The 14,139-nt window shown below is 62.5% G+C and carries 16 protein-coding genes; 6 read left to right on the top strand and 10 right to left on the bottom strand.

All coding sequences use genetic code 11. The annotated features are described in order from the left end of the window. Nucleotides 1-155: 155 nt before the first annotated feature. A complete protein-coding gene (cls, locus tag U5A08_RS29520) occupies nucleotides 156-1,595 on the bottom strand; it encodes a cardiolipin synthase (RefSeq protein ID WP_253400204.1) in 1,440 nt (479 codons plus the stop codon). A gap of 130 nt (nucleotides 1,596-1,725) precedes the next feature. Here cls and U5A08_RS29515 point away from each other — a divergent pair, with 130 nt between their 5' ends. Then, nucleotides 1,726-2,247 carry a DUF3617 domain-containing protein gene (locus U5A08_RS29515; RefSeq protein ID WP_253400203.1) on the top strand — a complete coding sequence of 174 codons (522 nt, stop codon included), beginning with the start codon at nucleotides 1,726-1,728 and terminating at the stop codon, nucleotides 2,245-2,247. Here the strand turns inward: U5A08_RS29515 and U5A08_RS29510 are convergent. Genes U5A08_RS29510 through folE2 form a run of 6 tightly spaced genes read right to left on the bottom strand, consistent with a single transcriptional unit; the run spans nucleotide 2,244 to nucleotide 7,453 of the window. Further along, nucleotides 2,244-3,581: a dihydroorotase gene (locus U5A08_RS29510; protein ID WP_253400202.1), complete on the bottom strand. Its 1,338-nt coding sequence runs from the start codon at nucleotides 3,579-3,581 to the stop codon at nucleotides 2,244-2,246. The genes U5A08_RS29515 and U5A08_RS29510 overlap by 4 nt on opposite strands. 3 nt (nucleotides 3,582-3,584) lie before the next feature. Then, nucleotides 3,585-4,145: a gamma carbonic anhydrase family protein gene (locus tag U5A08_RS29505; protein WP_017850050.1), complete on the bottom strand. Its 561-nt coding sequence runs from the start codon at nucleotides 4,143-4,145 to the stop codon at nucleotides 3,585-3,587. Further along, the gene (locus U5A08_RS29500; RefSeq protein WP_253400201.1) at nucleotides 4,142-5,020 is read right to left on the bottom strand and encodes a metal ABC transporter substrate-binding protein; all 879 of its coding nucleotides are present in this window, start codon (nucleotides 5,018-5,020) and stop codon (nucleotides 4,142-4,144) included. Before U5A08_RS29500 ends, U5A08_RS29505 begins: the two co-directional genes overlap by 4 nt. A gap of 11 nt (nucleotides 5,021-5,031) precedes the next feature. Continuing rightward, nucleotides 5,032-5,898 (bottom strand): metal ABC transporter permease, encoded by an 867-nt coding sequence (locus U5A08_RS29495; protein ID WP_321849647.1) that lies wholly within the window; start codon nucleotides 5,896-5,898, stop codon nucleotides 5,032-5,034. Further along, nucleotides 5,898-6,566 carry a metal ABC transporter ATP-binding protein gene (locus U5A08_RS29490; protein ID WP_321849646.1) on the bottom strand — a complete coding sequence of 223 codons (669 nt, stop codon included), beginning with the start codon at nucleotides 6,564-6,566 and terminating at the stop codon, nucleotides 5,898-5,900. The genes U5A08_RS29495 and U5A08_RS29490 overlap by 1 nt, the downstream gene beginning before the upstream one ends. Next, nucleotides 6,563-7,453 carry a GTP cyclohydrolase FolE2 gene (gene folE2, locus U5A08_RS29485; protein ID WP_321849645.1) on the bottom strand — a complete coding sequence of 297 codons (891 nt, stop codon included), beginning with the start codon at nucleotides 7,451-7,453 and terminating at the stop codon, nucleotides 6,563-6,565. Before folE2 ends, U5A08_RS29490 begins: the two co-directional genes overlap by 4 nt. Before the next feature lie 129 nt (nucleotides 7,454-7,582). Between folE2 and U5A08_RS29480 the strand changes: the two genes are divergently transcribed. Next, on the top strand, nucleotides 7,583-8,785 hold the full coding sequence (locus tag U5A08_RS29480) for an N-acetylmuramoyl-L-alanine amidase (RefSeq protein WP_321849644.1): 1,203 nt from the start codon (nucleotides 7,583-7,585) through the stop codon (nucleotides 8,783-8,785). On the opposite strand, the gene U5A08_RS29475 is transcribed toward U5A08_RS29480, so the two are convergent. After that, nucleotides 8,782-9,150 carry a glutamine synthetase gene (locus U5A08_RS29475; RefSeq protein WP_253400196.1) on the bottom strand — a complete coding sequence of 123 codons (369 nt, stop codon included), beginning with the start codon at nucleotides 9,148-9,150 and terminating at the stop codon, nucleotides 8,782-8,784. The genes U5A08_RS29480 and U5A08_RS29475 overlap by 4 nt on opposite strands. A gap of 138 nt (nucleotides 9,151-9,288) precedes the next feature. Here U5A08_RS29475 and zigA point away from each other — a divergent pair, with 138 nt between their 5' ends. From zigA to U5A08_RS29460, 3 genes are read left to right on the top strand one after another with little or no spacing between them, the layout of a single operon-like run. Then, the gene (gene zigA, locus U5A08_RS29470; RefSeq protein ID WP_321849642.1) at nucleotides 9,289-10,497 is read left to right on the top strand and encodes a zinc metallochaperone GTPase ZigA; all 1,209 of its coding nucleotides are present in this window, start codon (nucleotides 9,289-9,291) and stop codon (nucleotides 10,495-10,497) included. Then, entirely contained in the window at nucleotides 10,497-11,141 is a 645-nt protein-coding gene (locus U5A08_RS29465; protein ID WP_321849641.1) for a DUF1826 domain-containing protein, read from the top strand. Before zigA ends, U5A08_RS29465 begins: the two co-directional genes overlap by 1 nt. 44 nt (nucleotides 11,142-11,185) lie before the next feature. Further along, entirely contained in the window at nucleotides 11,186-12,148 is a 963-nt protein-coding gene (locus U5A08_RS29460) for a CobW family GTP-binding protein (protein ID WP_321849639.1), read from the top strand. On the opposite strand, the gene U5A08_RS29455 is transcribed toward U5A08_RS29460, so the two are convergent. After that, nucleotides 12,142-12,534, bottom strand: coding sequence for a DUF3301 domain-containing protein (locus tag U5A08_RS29455; protein WP_017850040.1), 393 nt, complete (start codon nucleotides 12,532-12,534; stop codon nucleotides 12,142-12,144). The two genes, U5A08_RS29460 and U5A08_RS29455, sit on opposite strands and share 7 nt — an antisense overlap. 117 nt (nucleotides 12,535-12,651) lie before the next feature. Here U5A08_RS29455 and pdxY point away from each other — a divergent pair, with 117 nt between their 5' ends. Further along, nucleotides 12,652-13,524, top strand: a complete 873-nt coding sequence (gene pdxY / locus U5A08_RS29450; RefSeq protein ID WP_247402955.1) for a pyridoxal kinase PdxY — start codon at nucleotides 12,652-12,654, stop codon at nucleotides 13,522-13,524. A gap of 69 nt (nucleotides 13,525-13,593) precedes the next feature. Here the strand turns inward: pdxY and U5A08_RS29445 are convergent, their stop codons facing one another. Then, nucleotides 13,594-14,079, bottom strand: a complete 486-nt coding sequence (locus tag U5A08_RS29445; RefSeq protein ID WP_017850038.1) for an acyl-CoA thioesterase — start codon at nucleotides 14,077-14,079, stop codon at nucleotides 13,594-13,596. Nucleotides 14,080-14,139: the final 60 nt, after the last annotated feature.

Genomic DNA, 14,139 nt, shown 5'->3' with positions numbered 1-14,139 from the left:
AAGATATCTACCGCTGAAGCGCTTTCCCGCAGCCCCGCGGATGCAAAATGTGGGAGGGGGCTTGCCCCCGATTGCGATGTGTCAGCTAGCGGATTGGGCACTGATTCACCGCTATCGGGGGCAAGCCCCCTCCCACATTTCTACCGCAGCATCTGTTAGAGAATCGGTGAGATAAGCCGCGCAATCCGCATGCCCAGTTGTTGCAGGCGGCGGGTTTCGCGGCTTTCTTCCTGGCTGACTTCATGGGCCTGGGCGAAGTCATCGAGCAGCATGTGCTCCACTTGCTGGGCGAAGGCTTCATCGACGGTCAGCAACATCACCTCGAAATTCAGCCGGAACGAACGGTTGTCCATATTCGCACTGCCGATGGCGCTGATTTCGCTGTCGACCAACACCACTTTCTGGTGCAGAAACCCCGGCGTATAGCGGAACACCCGCACCCCGGCGCGCACCGCTTCGATCGCGTAAAGGCTGGAGGCGGCATACACAATGCGGTGGTCGGGCCGCGACGGCAGCAGCAGGCGCACGTCGACCCCGCGCAGCACCGCCAGGCGCAGGGCGGCAAACACCGCTTCATCCGGGATGAAATACGGGCTGGTGATCCACACGCGCTCGGTCGCGGCGTGGATGGCTTCGACAAAAAACAGCGAGCAGGTTTCATAAGGGTCGGCCGGGCCGCTGGCGAGCAATTGGCAGAGCACCCCGTTTTCGGGGTAGGTGTCCGGCAGGATCAGCGGCGGCAGTTCCCGCGCGGCCCAGAACCAGTCTTCGGCAAACGATTCCTGCAGGCACGCCACCACCGGGCCGCTGACCTGCACATGGGTATCGCGCCACGGCGCCAGTGGTGGTTTTTTGCCCAGGTATTCGTCGCCGACGTTATGCCCGCCGACAAACCCGGTGATGCCATCCACCACCACGATCTTGCGGTGGTTGCGGAAGTTGACCTGGAAGCGATTGAGCCAACCGCTGCGGGTGGCGAACGCCTTGACCTGCACCCCGGCGTCGCGCAGCGATTGCACATAGCGAGAGGGCAGGGCGTGGCTGCCGATGCGGTCGTAGAGCACGTAGACGGCGACGCCTTGGGCGACTTTTTCCTTCAGCAAGGCATGCAACTGCCTGCCGAGTTCATCGTCATGAATGATGAAGAACTGGAACAGCACGGCGGTTTTGGCGCGGCGAATTGCGTCGAAGATCGCACTGAAGGTGGCGTCACCATTGATCAGCAAGCGCACTTCATTGTTCGCCAGACACGGCATGCGCCCCAGCTTGGGCATCGCCCGCAGCGAGGCGTAGGCGCTGGAGTTGCGTGCGGCCAGGGCTTCCTCGACCCACGGGCGCCAGTTCAGTTCGTTGATTGCGGTGTGCATTTCCTGGTTGGCCTGGCGCCGCGCCTGGATGTACGCATCGAAGGTGCTGCGGCCGAAGATCAGGTAAGGAATCAGCGTCAGGTAGGGCACGAACATCAGCGATAAGGCCCAGGCAATCGAGCCTTGGGCGGTCCTGACCGTCAGCACCGCGTGGATCGCTGCAAGCGTCCCGAGAAAATGCAGCGTGGCGATAAAGTAGGCGAGCAGGTGCGGGCCAAAAAAATCCATGGACGATGTCACTCCAGGCAATCCAGTGCTTAACAGACCATGTTCGGTCAGGAATGTCGCTATTTTCTTTGTCGTGCAACACTGGCGCTTTTGTGGCGTCTAACGCCCACAATTGCCCAGGAGTTACCCGATGAATGCTCGTCTGCTAGGTTTGGCCATGGTTATTGGTTTGTCGCTGCCCGTGGCGGCACAGGCGCAGATGCTGGCGCCGGGCTTGTGGGAATTGACTACGAGCAACATGAAAGTGGATAACCAGGACCTGCCGGACTTGTCGCTGATCCTCGGTCAGCTCAAGCAACAGATGACCCCGGAACAGCGCGCTATGCTGGAAAAACAGGGCATCGCCATGGCCGGCAAAGGCGTCCAGGTGTGCCTCACCCCCGCCCAGGTAGCCTCCGACTCGATCCCGCTGACCGACCCGCAGTCGGGTTGCAAACAGCAAGTGACCGACAAGAGCGGCAACCAGTGGAAATTTCGTTTCAGTTGCCCGAAAGCCCAGGGTACCGGCGTGGCCACCTTCCAGAGTCAGAAAGAGTTCACCACCACGGTCAACGGCACCTTCAACGCCACCGGCATTCAGCAGAAGGGCAGCCTGGACAGCCACGCCCAGTGGCTGGGGGATAACTGCGGCAGTGTCAAACCGCGCGCTTAACCCTGAAAGTGCAGGGGTAGCCCCTGGCAACTGTCGACCACCTGGCCGTTGTGCCAGGCTAACTGGCCCGACACCAGGGTGGTGCTGACGCTGTGGCGAAAGCGGCGCTCGGCGAACGGTGTCCAGCCGCAGCGCGCCAGGATCGGCTGGCGGCTGACCGGCTTGCCCTCGGGTTCGGGTTTGATCAGCACCAGGTCGGCCCAATAGCCTTCGCGCAGGTAGCCACGGTCGGGGATCGCGAACAGGTCGGCGACGCGATGACTGGTTTTCGCCACCAGGGTGGTCAGCGGCAGCAGCCCATCGGCCACCAACTCCAGTAACGCCGGCAACGCATGTTGCACCAGGGGCAAACCCGACGGTGCCTCACCATACGCCAACTGCTTTTGCGCCCAGGTATGCGGCGCATGGTCGGTGCCGATCACATCCAGCCGCTCACCGAGCAGGGCCAGGCGCAGAGCGTCGCGGTCGGCGCGGGTCTTGATCGCCGGGTTGCATTTGATCTGGTGGCCCAGGCGGTGATAGTCGCGGTCGTCGAACAGCAGGTGATGCACGCAGACCTCGGCAGTAATGCGTTTCTGCGCCAGCGGTTTATCTTCGAACAACGCCAACTCGCGGGCGCTGCTCAGGTGCAGCACATGCAGGCGCGTGCCGTGACGCTTGGCCAGTTCCACCGCCAGTGAAGACGAGCGATAACAGGCTTCGGCATCCCGGATCAGCGGGTGGGCGACGGCGGGGATGTTGTCGCCAAACCGCTCGCGCAAGCGCTGTTCGTTGGCCTGGATACTCGGCGTGTGTTCGCAGTGGGCCAGCAGGATCGTCGGCACCTCGGCGAACAAGCGTTCCAGAATCCGTGGATCGTCCACCAGCAGGTTGCCGGTGGACGCGCCCATGAACACTTTGACCCCGGCCACCTGCCGAGGGTCGAGCGCGGCGACGGTGTCGAGGTTGTCATTGCTGACGCCGAAGTGAAAGCCGTAGTTGGCCACCGAGTGCTGGACGGCGCGGCGTTTTTTGTCGGCCAGCGCTTCCAGGGTGAGGGTGGCCGGCCGGGTGTTGGGCATGTCCATGAAACTGGTGATGCCGCCGGCCACCGCTGCGCGGGATTCGCTGTAGAAACTGCCTTTGTCCGGCGCGCCGGGGTCGCGAAAGTGAACCTGGTCATCGATCATACCCGGCAGCAGCCATTGACCGTGGGCGTCGATTTCTACGGACGCCGTGTGCCCCGCGATGCTGCTGGCGATCTTCTCGATACGGCCATGGGCGACCAGCACGTCGGCGTCGAATACCTGGCCTTCATTGACCAGTCGGGCGTTGCGGATCAACAGGCGGCTCATGGTTCAGAACTCGTTTTGCAGGGCTTTGTAACCCTGCACCAGATCGACGTTGGTACGCGCTACGTCCTCGGAAAACTCCGATGCGCTGACGCTTACCGGCGGGAATTGCGACAGGTCGGTGTTGGGTCCGATGCGGGTGGTGGAGGGCACGTAGAACGCGGCGGGCAAGTCGCGGCCGTCGACCACGGAGTTGTGGCGCACCACGCAGCCGTCGCCGACGGCGCAGTTGAACAACACGCTGTTGAAGCCGATGAACACGCGGTCGCCGACGCTGCACGGGCCGTGGACGATGGAGCGGTGGGCGATGGAGGTGAATTCGCCGATGGTCACCGCCGCGCCGGATTTGGAGTGAATCACCACGCCGTCCTGGATATTGGAGTTGGCGCCGATGGTGATCGGGTCCATGTCGCCGCTGGCGTCGACTTCGTCCGCGCGGATCACGGCGTAGGGGCCGACGAACACGTTCTCACCGATGATGACCTTGCCGCAGATGATTGCGGTTTTGTCGACGTAGGCCGATTCGGCAATCACCGGCAGATCGCCGGATGGGTTCTTGCGGATCATGGTTTGCCCAGCGCCGCGCACAGGGTGTTGAGGTTGTATTCGAACAGCCCGATAAAGGTGCTGGCCGGGCCTTCTGCGGCGAGGGCGTCGGAGTACAGCGTGCCGCCGATCTGCGCGCCGCTTTCGCTGGCGATCTGTTTGAGCAGGCGCGAGTCCTTGATGTTTTCAATGAACACGGCTTTGACCTTGTCTTTGCGGATCTGAGTGATCAGCGCGGCGACTTCAGCGGCTGAAGGCTCACGCTCGGTGGACAAACCCTGGGGTGCCAGAAACTGGATGCCATAGGCCTGGCCCAGGTAGCCGAAGGCGTCGTGGGAGGTGACGATACGGCGGTTGCCCGCTGGCAACGCGCCGAACTTGGCCTTGGCCTCGGCGAGCAGGCGGTAGATGTCTTTCAGGTACGCCTGGCTGTTGCGCAGGTAGTCGGCCTGGTTGGCCGGGTCGGCGGCCACCAGCGCCTTGGTGATGTTGTTCACATAGATTTCGGCATTGGCCAGGTTATGCCAGGCGTGCGGGTCCGGGATGGTTTCGCCGTCTTCCTCCATGGTGTGGGAGATCACGCCTTTGCTGGCGGTGACCACGGTGGCGCGGGTTTCGGTGCTGGCCACCAGGCGGTCCAGCCACGGCTCGAAGCCGAGGCCATTTTTGATGATCAGCTTGGCCTTGAGCAGCGCCTTGGCGTCGTCCGGGCTCGGCTCGTAGGTATGCGCGTCGGCGTCGGGGCCGACCATGTTGCTGATCTGGATGTGCTCACCGCCGATCTGGTGAGTGATGTCATCGAGAATACTGAAGCTGGTCACCACCTGAAGTTTGTCGGCGGCCTGGGCCATGGACAACGGCAGTAGCAGACTGAACAGCACGAATAGAGCGCGCATCGGGAAACACCTCATTGGGATGACAGCAAGGGCGGGCGGCGCAGCAAGCCATGCACCGGACCGAAAACCACGGACAGCAGGTACCCACCACCAGCCACCAGCACAATCGCCGGGCCGCTGGGCAGTGAGTAGTAGAACGACAGCAACAAGCCAAGCCACACCGACAGGCAGCCCAGCACTGCCGATACCGCGATCAACACCGGCAAGCGCCGGCTCCAGAACCGCGACGCGATGGCCGGCAGCATCATCAAACCCACCACCATCAGCGCGCCGATGGCTTGGAAACCAATCACCAGGTTCAGCACCACCAGGGTCAAAAACAGCCCGTGGGCCAGCGGGCCGAGGCGGCTGACGGTTTGCAGGAACAGCGGGTCGAGGGTGTCCAGCAGCAGCGGTTTGTAGATCAGCGCCATGGCGGCCAGGCTGAAGCCAGAGACCCAGAGCATGCCGGTCAAGGTGGTGTCGTCGACGGCCAGCGCGGAGCCGAACAACAGGTGCAGCAGGTCCAGGCGCTTGCCGGCGAGGCCGAGGATCAGCACGCCGGCGGCGAGGGAGATGGGGTAAATGGCGGCCAGGCTTGCGTCTTCGCGCAGGCCGGTGCGACGGGTGATCCACGCTGCCAGCCCAGCCATGCTCAAGCCGGCGCCGAGGCCGCCGAGGGTCAGCGCGGGCAGGCTCAGGCCGGCGAACCAGAACCCCAGGGCGGCGCCGGGCAGGATGCCGTGGGCGACGGCGTCACCGATCAGGCTCATGCGCCGCAGGATCAGAAACACCCCCAGCGGTGCGGTGCTGCAGGCGAGTACCAGGCCGCCGATCAGGGCGCGGCGCATGAACACGAAGTCGAGAAACGGCATCCACAGGTGGGCGGTGAAGTGCATCAGGCCACCTGCATGTGCGGTTGCGGTCGGATCAGTTCTTTGCTCGGCCCGAACAGGCAGCCCGTGCTTTTGATCTGCACCACTTGCTGGGTGTGTTGACGCACGGAGGCCAAGTCATGACAGACCACGACCAGCGTGCGACCTGCGGCGTGCCAGGCGTGGATGTGTTTCCAGCACAAAGCCTGGCCGTCTTCGTCGAGCGCCGCGTGGGGTTCGTCGAGCAACAGCACCGGCGCGTCGGCCAGGCTCATGCGGGCGAGCAGGGCGCGTTGCAGTTCGCCGCCGGACAACGCCATCAACGGGCGCTGTTCCAGGCCGCCCAGGCACCAGTCTTCCAGCACCGCCTGCAAACGCTGGCTGCGTTGCGGCGCGCTGAGCTGCGTGCCCCAGAAACCGGCGGCGACCAGTTCTTGCAGGCTGATCGGGAACTGACGGTCGAGGTGCTGTTGCTGCGGCAGGAACGACAGGCCGCCACGGCGTGGAATGTCCACGGTGACTTTCCCCGCCAGGGGTTTTTGCAGGCCGGCGATGACTTTGAGCAGGCTGCTTTTGCCCGTGCCGTTGGCGCCGATCACACCGGTAAGGCTGCCCGTTTCCAGGCGCAAGTCCAGCGCCGGGGTCAGTGGTTGGCCAGGGGCGCCCCAGCGTAAAGCCGTGCAGGTGATCATGCCGAGTACCTCGTCCAGCAGCTTTCAGCCACGGCATCGTGCGCGTGCAGGCTTTCGGCGTGGATCACTTTGAGGTGGAAGGCCTGGACGGCGTCCGAGCGTTTCAAGGCGAGGTTCAAGCGGCGGGCGGCGTCTTCGCAGAACATCAGGTTCTGCCCGTTGGCCAGGGCGAAGGCTTGTTCGTCCGCACGTTTCACCGCGGTTTGCACGGCGGTGCCGAGGGCGGCCTCCGCGGTGTTGATCAAATCGGTCAATGCCAGGTGCTCGCCACGCAACTGGACGCGCAGTTGCGCGCTGCTGCGCTGACTGTGGGGCGTGGCGACAATGCCATTGGCGCTGCCGAGCCAGGTCAGCACATCGGCATGCTGCAACGGCGTGTTGCCGAAATCTCCGAGAAATTGCTGCTGAATCAACTGCCTGGCGAGGGCCGCCGAGCACGGGCAGGTTGAGGAATAAGTAACGTCAATTTTTAGTTCCACGTGGAACATCTGGTTTTCCACACGCGCTTCGATGCTCACCGGGTAGCCTTTCCAGCCGGCCAGTGGGCTGACCAATGCCGGGCGTTTGAGCAGCAGATCGGTGTGGATACGCAGGTAGGCGTTATTAGATAAACCTTCATGACTGTCGAGAAACCGCTGCAGTACCTTACGCAGAAGTGCCGGCGTCAGTGGCTGCTGGTCGAGCATCTCCAGCGCCAGGTACAGGCGTGACATATGAATGCCACGAGCCGTGCCGTCGTCCAGGCTGACGCCGGCGTCAGCAGTGGCGGCCAGGCGTTGGCCGTCGAGCAAAATGGGCAAGGCGATGCCGCACATGCCCACCCAGTCGAGCGGCAAGGCTTGGCGTGAAGCCTGCGCGGCGATATCCGGCAGAGTCAGCGCATTCATGAGCAGGTCCATCGTTGGCGATAAAAAAGACATGTTATATTATAACGATTGAGTCGACGATGAATTTTCTGCTCTGGTCTTTTTTCGGTCATGTCGAGTAAGGACGCTCCTCTATCTGCGGTATTTGTCATGCACAGACGTCAGCTCCTTAACCTGCTTCTGGTCAGCCCGCTGTTCACCTTGCCCTTCACCGCGTCGGCCACGCAGATTCGCAACGCCCGCCTGTGGCGCTCGGACGACAAGCTGCGGCTGGTGTTCGACCTCAGTGGCCCGGTGAACTACAAGACTTTTTCCCTGACCGCGCCGGAACGCCTGATCATCGACCTGAGCGGCGCCGGGCTCAGTGGCGACTTCTCTCAGTTGGTCTTGAAGAACAGCGGGATTACCTCGATTCGCTCCGGGCACTTCGGCAAGGCGGATACGCGCATCGTGCTGGACCTCGCCACGCCGATGCAGCTCACCAGCTTTTTGTTGCCGCCCCAGGATGGGCAAGGGCACCGCCTGGTGCTTGATCTCACCAGCACCACCGAGGTGCCTCACCCGATAGCGGCCGCACCCAAACCGCCGGTCGACAGGGCGCACCCCAAGCGCGACATCATTGTGGTGGTCGACCCCGGCCACGGCGGCAAAGACCCCGGCGCTATTGGTTCCAAGGGCCAGCGCGAGAAAGACGTGGTGCTGTCCATTGCCCAATTGCTGGCCAAACGCTTGAAGCGCGAGAAAGGTTTCGATGTGAAGCTGGTGCGCAACGATGACTTCTTCGTGCCGCTGCGCAAGCGCGTGGAGATCGCCCACAAACACAACGCCGACATGTTTATCTCGGTGCATGCGGATGCGGCACCACGGATCACCGCGTCGGGGGCTTCGGTGTATGCCTTGTCCGAAGGCGGTGCGACCTCGGCCACGGCGCGTTTCATGGCGCAACGGGAAAACGGCGCCGACCTGCTGGGCGCTACCAGTTTGCTGAACCTCAAGGACAAGGACCCGATGCTGGCCGGGGTGATTCTCGACATGTCGATGAACGCCACCATCGCCTCCAGCCTGCAACTCGGTAGCTCGATCCTCGGCAGCCTGGAAGGCATCACCTCGTTGCATCAGAAGCGCGTGGAGCAGGCCGGATTCGCGGTGCTCAAGTCACCGGACGTGCCGTCGATCCTGGTGGAAACCGGGTTTATCTCCAACGCGCGGGACAGTGCGCGTCTGGTCACGGCGCGGCATCAACAGGCGGTGGCGGAGGGTTTGTTCGTCGGCCTGCAGCGCTATTTCCAGAAAAACCCGCCGGTGAACAGCTACATGGCTTGGGTCCAGGAACAGAAAAACAACCAGGCCTAACAGCCAGTCACGCGGCTGCAGGTGAACGTGGCGCTGGCGCCACCGGAGCTGGAAAAGCGGTTGATCGTGGTCCAGCCCACGCGCCGCGTGTAGCCGACCCACGCCTCGCCGTCCGAGGCCAAGCCGGTGAAGAACGTCAGTTGCCCGTAGCGGCTGTTGGTCTGAGCCCAGTGGCGCTGGCCGATCACTTCGAAACCGCGCAAATACGTGGTGCTGCCGACCGTCGCCACGCTGTAGGCGTTGCCCAGCGGGTCGACGCAAGCCAGCAGGGTGGCGCTGCGCGTGCAGTTCGCTGACAGGCTCGGTACTTGGGCGCAGGCTTCGGCCGTGATGAGCAACAGCAGGCTGCACAGTAGATATTTCATAGGGTTCTCGATGTAGACAGGCGCCAGCATTGCCCCGTTGGTCATGATGGGCAAGCGGGGGATTGGCTTATTTGTGTTGTTATAATATAACATTAAGTACAGCCCGGCTTGAACGGGCGGCCTGATGAGAATGACCTGATGCCCAATCGTCTCCCCGTTACCGTGTTGTCCGGCTTTCTCGGCGCCGGTAAAAGTACGCTGCTCAACTATGTCCTGCGCAACCGCGACAACCTGCGGGTGGCGGTGATCGTCAACGACATGAGCGAAATCAATATCGACGGCGGCGAGGTGCAGCGCGACGTCACCCTCAACCGCGCCGAAGAAAAGCTGGTGGAGATGAGCAACGGCTGCATCTGCTGCACCTTGCGCGAAGACCTGCTCGAAGAGGTCGGAAAACTCGCCAGGGACGGTCGTTTCGATTACCTGTTGATCGAATCCACCGGCATCTCCGAACCGTTGCCCGTGGCCGAAACTTTCACCTTTCGCGATGAAAACGAGCAGAGCCTGGCCGATATCGCGCGCCTGGACACCATGGTCACCGTGGTCGATGGCATGAACTTCCTGCTCGACTACCAGGCCGCCGAAAGCCTCGCGTCACGGGGCGAAACCCTCGGCGAAGAGGACGAACGCTCGATCACCGACCTTTTGATCGAGCAGATCGAATTTGCCGACGTCATCTTGATCAGCAAGATCGACCTGATCGGCCACCACGAGCGCGAGGAACTGATGGCCATCCTCGAACGCCTGAACGCCCAGGCGGAAATCATCCCGATGGTCATGGGCGAAGTGCCGCTGCACAAAATCCTCAACACCGGCCGCTTCGACTTCGACCGCGCCGCCCAGGCCCCTGGCTGGCTGCAGGAACTGCGCGGCGAGCATGTGCCGGAAACCGAAGAGTACGGCATCGCCTCTACGGCTTACCGCGCGCGCCGACCGTTCCATCCGCAGCGTTTTTTCGAGTTTATCGACCGCCCTTGGGTGAACGGCAAACTCCTGCGTTCCAAGGGTTTTTTCTGGCTGGCCAGTAAGCATCAGGACGCCGGCAGTTGGTCCCAGGCCGGGGGCTTGATGCGCCATGGCTTTGCCGGACGTTGGTGGCGCTTTGTGCCGAAAAGTCAGTGGCCGCAGGACGAAGAAAGCGTCGCGGCGATCATGGGCCATTGGCAACCGAGCACTGGCGACTGCCGCCAGGAACTGGTGTTCATCGGGCAGAACATCGACTTCGCGCAGATGCGTGCCGAGTTGGACGCCTGCCTGCTCACCGATGCAGAAATGGCCCAGGGCGTCGACGCCTGGCGCTTGCTGGCCGATCCTTTTGGCCCTTGGTATGAAGAGGCTGTCGCCTGATGCTGGCACCGCTCATCCCCCTGCGCCCGCTGATCCGCCAGACTTGCGGCGACACCCCGCTGGCGCTGTCCGAGATCCTTGAAGACGGCGTCAACCTGGCGCTGTGGCAGCGCCAATTGCCGTTGCACATCGCCGAGTTCGGCGCCTTGCTGGTGGCGCTCAACGCGCCGTTGGCCGAGTCGCTGGTCATCGAGTTGGGCAGCGACGACGCGGTGCCGAACGTGCAGGGTTTAGCGGCAAGTTGCTGTGATCTTGAAGGTTATGAAGGGTTTGTCGCCGATGTGTCGTGGCTGGTCAGCGCGTTTGCCTGTCTGCTCGGCGCCCGGCGTATCGGCGTGCGTTTGCGCTTGCTGGACAAAGCCATGTGCCCGCGCTTTCACGTCGATCATGTGCCGGTGCGGCTGATCACCACGTATGCCGGCATCGGCAGCCAATGGTTGCGCGAAGGCGTGATGGACCGCCGTCAGTTGGGCCAGGCGGATGCCGAGCCCAGCGAGCGTATCGAGCAGATTCACTGCGGCGAAGTGGCGTTGCTCAAGGGCACGAAGTGGCATGGCAACGAAGCTCACGGGCTGATTCACCGTTCGCCGTCGCTTAAAACCGATGAACGACGGTTAATTCTGACGCTGGATTGGCTGGCATAACCGCGTAGGATCAAACGCTCTACACGGCCTGAATGATGCCCTCTATGCTGCAGAACATTCCCACCCATGTGATTGCTGGCCCCTTGGGCGCCGGCAAGACCAGCCTGATCAAACACCTGCTTGCCCAACGCCCGGCCAACGAGCGCTGGGCGGTGTTGATCAACGAATTCGGGCAGATCGGCCTGGATGCGGCCTTGCTGACCCAGGCCGACGACGGCATTGCCCTGGGCGAAGTGGCGGGTGGCTGCTTGTGTTGTGTGAATGGTGCGCCGTTCCAGGTCGGACTTGGCCGCTTGCTGCGTAAGGCCAAGCCGGACCGTCTGTTTATCGAACCCTCGGGGCTCGGGCACCCGGCGCAAGTGCTCAAGCAATTGCGCGAGGCGCCATGGCAGGAGGTGCTGGCGGTTCAGCCTTGCGTGCTGGTGCTGGATGCGCAAGCCCTGGCGGCGGGCAAACCCTTGCCTGACGCACAGCGCGAAGCACTTACCAGCGCCGGCCTGTTGGTCCTGAACAAGGATGAGGCGCTGGACGCCGCACAGCGCAAGGCGATTGAACGGCAGTTACCCGAGGTTCCGTTTTACTGGACGCGTCAGGCGCAATTGCCGTTGCAACGCTTGCCAGGCCTGAATGCGCGGGCTGTAGCGGCTGTGGATAACTTCGTCGAGCCCAAGGGCTTGGCGCAAATGCCCGCTGTATGGAGCGACCCCACGCTGCCGATCTGCTTGAGTCAGGCCCAGGAGGGCGGTTGGAGCATTGGTTGGCGCTGGCATCCGAGCCAGTCATTCGATCGCCGGCGCCTGGCAAAATGGCTGACGAGCCTTGATTGGCGCCGCGCCAAACTGGTTATCCACAGCAGCGATGGCTGGATCTCCGGCAACGCTGTGGATAACCGCCCACTCGTCTGGCAGCCCAGCGAATGGCGGCGTGATTCGCGTATCGAATTGATTTTCAGCGCGCCACAGGACGTGGCCGCGCTACAGCAAGCGCTGGCAGCCTGCCGTCATTGACGGTGCTTGGCGTGGTCCTGGCGCCACTGGCTGAGTTCGATCACGTCGGCGCTGGGCAGCGGCGTCTTGATTTCGAACGGGTAGGGCGCCAGTTCGATCTGCGCGCTGTGGGCGCCGAACTGGGTGATGGTCCCGGGGTGGCGGGTTTCGCCGGTCACGGTGAATTCGAAATTGTAGATGCGCGCCAGGCGTCGCCGGCCTTTGGCATCCTTCACAAAACCGATGCGTTTCAGGGCCACGGCACCGTCGAGCAACTCGATATCGAGCTTGGCGCAATGCTGTTTGACCCGCTCCAGCGCACGCTCGCGCAGGCCGTGGTTGTGCCATACCCAGGCGGCGCCGGTCGCCAGCAGCATCAACACGAAGATGTTTCCCAGGGTCAGCATGCATAAAACTCCAACAAAGTGAGAGCAGCTTAACTGTGTCGTCGGTCTGTCGTACAGGCTGCGTTTGGTCGCATACTGCGCGACCAGAATTTCAATGGTTTTACGGAAATCTCCTGCATGAAACGCACACCTCATCTGCTTGCGATCCAGTCTCATGTGGTCTTTGGCCACGCCGGAAACAGCGCCGCCGTGTTCCCCATGCAGCGGGTCGGGGTGAACGTGTGGCCGCTCAACACGGTGCAATTTTCCAACCACACCCAGTATGGCCAGTGGGCGGGTGAAGTGTTAGCGCCGCAGCAGATTCCAGCGCTGGTGGAAGGTATTGCGGCCATCGGTGAATTGGGCAATTGCGACGCCATACTCTCCGGCTACCTGGGCAGCGCGGCCCAAGGTCGGGCGATCCTCACTGGCGTGGCGCGGATCAAGGCGATCAATCCCAAGGCCCTGTACCTGTGCGACCCGGTGATGGGCCATCCGGAAAAAGGCTGCATCGTGCCGCAGGAAGTCAGTGATTTTCTGCTCGACGAAGCCGCCGCCATGGCCGACTTCCTGTGCCCCAACCAGTTGGAGCTGGACAGCTTCGCCGGACGCAAGCCGCAATCGCTGTTCGACTGCCTGGGCATGGCCAAAGCCTTGCTGGCACGCGGGCCAAAGGCCGTGCTGGTCAAGCACCTGGATTACCCGGGTAAGTTGCCGGATGGCTTTGAAATGCTGCTGGTGACGGCCGACGGCTGCTGGCACCTGCGTCGGCCGCTGCTGGCGTTTCCCCGGCAGCCGGTGGGTGTGGGCGACCTGACGTCGGGGTTGTTCCTGGCGCGGGTGTTGTTGGGCGACAGCCTGCTGGCGGCTTTCGAGTTCACCGCAGCGGCGGTGCATGAAGTGCTGTTGGAAACCCAGGCCTGCGCCAGCTATGAACTGGAGCTGGTACGTGCCCAGGACCGTATTGCCCATCCCCGTGTGCGCTTCGAAGCCACGCCGATCGACCTGTAATTACACAAAACCCAATGTGGGAGGGAGCAAGCCCCCTCCCACATTTTGCTTGGGTTTACAGTCCGGGACTTACAGCGCGTCGGCTTTGATTTCCTGGTAGCGCTTTTCCAGCTCCTGGCGAATCTGCCGGCGTTGCTGCGCCTGCGCAAACCGGCGGCGGTCTTCGCTGTTGTGCGGTTGCAGTTGCGGCACGGCGGCGGGTTTGCGCTGGTCGTCCACGGCCACCATGGTGAAGAAGCAGCTGTTGGTATGGCGCACGGAGCGCTCGCGGATGTTCTCGGTCACCACCTTGATGCCCACCTCCATCGAGGTGTGGCCGGTGTAGTTGACCGATGCGAGGAAGGTCACCAGCTCGCCGACGTGGATCGGTTCGCGAAAAATCACCTGGTCCACCGACAATGTCACCACATAACGCCCGGCATAACGGCTCGCGCAGGCGTAGGCCACTTCGTCGAGGTACTTGAGCAGGGTGCCGCCGTGGACATTGCCGGAGAAGTTGGCCATATCAGGGGTCATCAATACCGTCATCGACAGTTGGGCGTTTCCGGGTTCCATAGCTCACTCACGGGTTAGGCATTGGTTGGGGTGGCACCTCTGCGGGTGCTGGGGTCTTTG

This window comes from Pseudomonas paraveronii (assembly GCF_963681955.1).
Taxonomy (GTDB): Bacteria; Pseudomonadota; Gammaproteobacteria; order Pseudomonadales; family Pseudomonadaceae; genus Aquipseudomonas; species Aquipseudomonas paraveronii.
This window is presented reverse-complemented; position numbering and strand designations above follow the sequence as displayed.